Source organism: Candidatus Cloacimonadaceae bacterium (assembly GCA_030693415.1).
Classification (GTDB): domain Bacteria; phylum Cloacimonadota; class Cloacimonadia; order Cloacimonadales; family Cloacimonadaceae; genus JAUYAR01.
In genome coordinates, this window is sequence record JAUYAR010000135.1 from 1 (window position 1) to 1,119 (window position 1,119).

At 41.1% G+C, this 1,119-nt stretch carries 2 protein-coding genes; both read left to right on the plus strand.

The genetic code is table 11. The features are described 5' to 3' along the window. Positions 1–84: 84 nt before the first annotated feature. Entirely contained in the window at positions 85–813 is a 729-nt protein-coding gene (locus Q8M98_08085) for an IS630 family transposase (protein MDP3114720.1), read from the plus strand. Then, positions 701–1,119: IS630 family transposase (locus Q8M98_08090; GenBank protein ID MDP3114721.1), on the plus strand; the 419-nt coding region annotated here is incomplete at its 3' end. The genes Q8M98_08085 and Q8M98_08090, both read left to right, overlap by 113 nt.

The following is a 1,119-nucleotide window of genomic DNA, read 5'->3' on the forward strand; positions in this document are numbered from 1 at the left end:
TAAGCAAAACCGCATAAATATCTATAATATAACTTGACAATACTATCTCTGTTGGTAAAGTGGCTTCGTATCAAGGAGGTACATATGATTCGGATTCATTTGACACCAAAAGAGAAGGAGGAGCTTCTAAGGCTGAGAAATCAAACTGGAGAACCATGTTCAGAACGTGCTCTGATCGTTTTACTAAGTCACGAAGGCAATACTCCACAAGATATCGGGCTAAAAGTCAAAAGAAACCCACATACTATACGTTTGTGGCTCAAGCGATTTCTTGAGAATGGCATCCAGGGATTGAATAGATTGTATTCTCCCGGACGCCCTGGTAAACACAAAAATCAGTTGAAAACCTATTTCCCTGAATGGTTTGAGGTTGGCCCGGATAGCTATGGTTACTCAACAAACAGCTGGACAATAAATCTGCTGTGCGACAATTATCAAAAGATTACCAATGAGCAAGTGAGTGAGGATACCGTAGAGCGAGCTCTCAAAGAAGCTGGGTACAGTTACAGAAGGGTCAAAAAGTGTGTTCCCTTGCATGCTCCAACAAGAGAAGAAAAAAAACAGCGTGTAATTGAGCTAATTGAGGAAATCAAAAGCTTCATTGCCAATGATGAGTCAGTAATCTTGTCTTTAGATGAAGCCCACTTCTCCACAGAACCATACCTAATTCGAGGCTGGTATAAAAAAAACTCTATGTCTCATGCCGTCCCCCAAGAAGAGGGAGAGTTGCACAATATTTGGTGCGTGGAATATCGGGGAGCAAAGGTTTATCTGGAAAAGTGCCAAACGCGGAAACAGCAAGATGCTGATTGAGTTCTTGCATCAAATCCGTAATCATTACAAAGGGAAAAAGATAGTCCTTATAATGGATAATGCAAGCTACCATAGCTGCAAGAAGATACGTGATTGGGTACTAAAGTATCCGGAAGTCTTTATCGCCCACATACCACCCTACTCACCAGAATACAGTCCTGTAGAACAAGTATGGAAATGGTTGAAAACGATGGTAAGTAGAAAGAAAGTGGACTACAATAATTTACAGGAAAAGATTCATGCGGTGCGGCAAATCTGCTGGGCTTGGAGAGAAAACAAACTCGTTAAACCTCTAAAAGTAGGAAT

What these genes read in the sequence shown, in the direction of transcription:
- Q8M98_08085 (MDP3114720.1), top strand. Translation starts at nt 85, where the DNA reads ATGATTCGGATTCATTTGACACCAAAAGAGAAGGAGGAGCTTCTAAGG.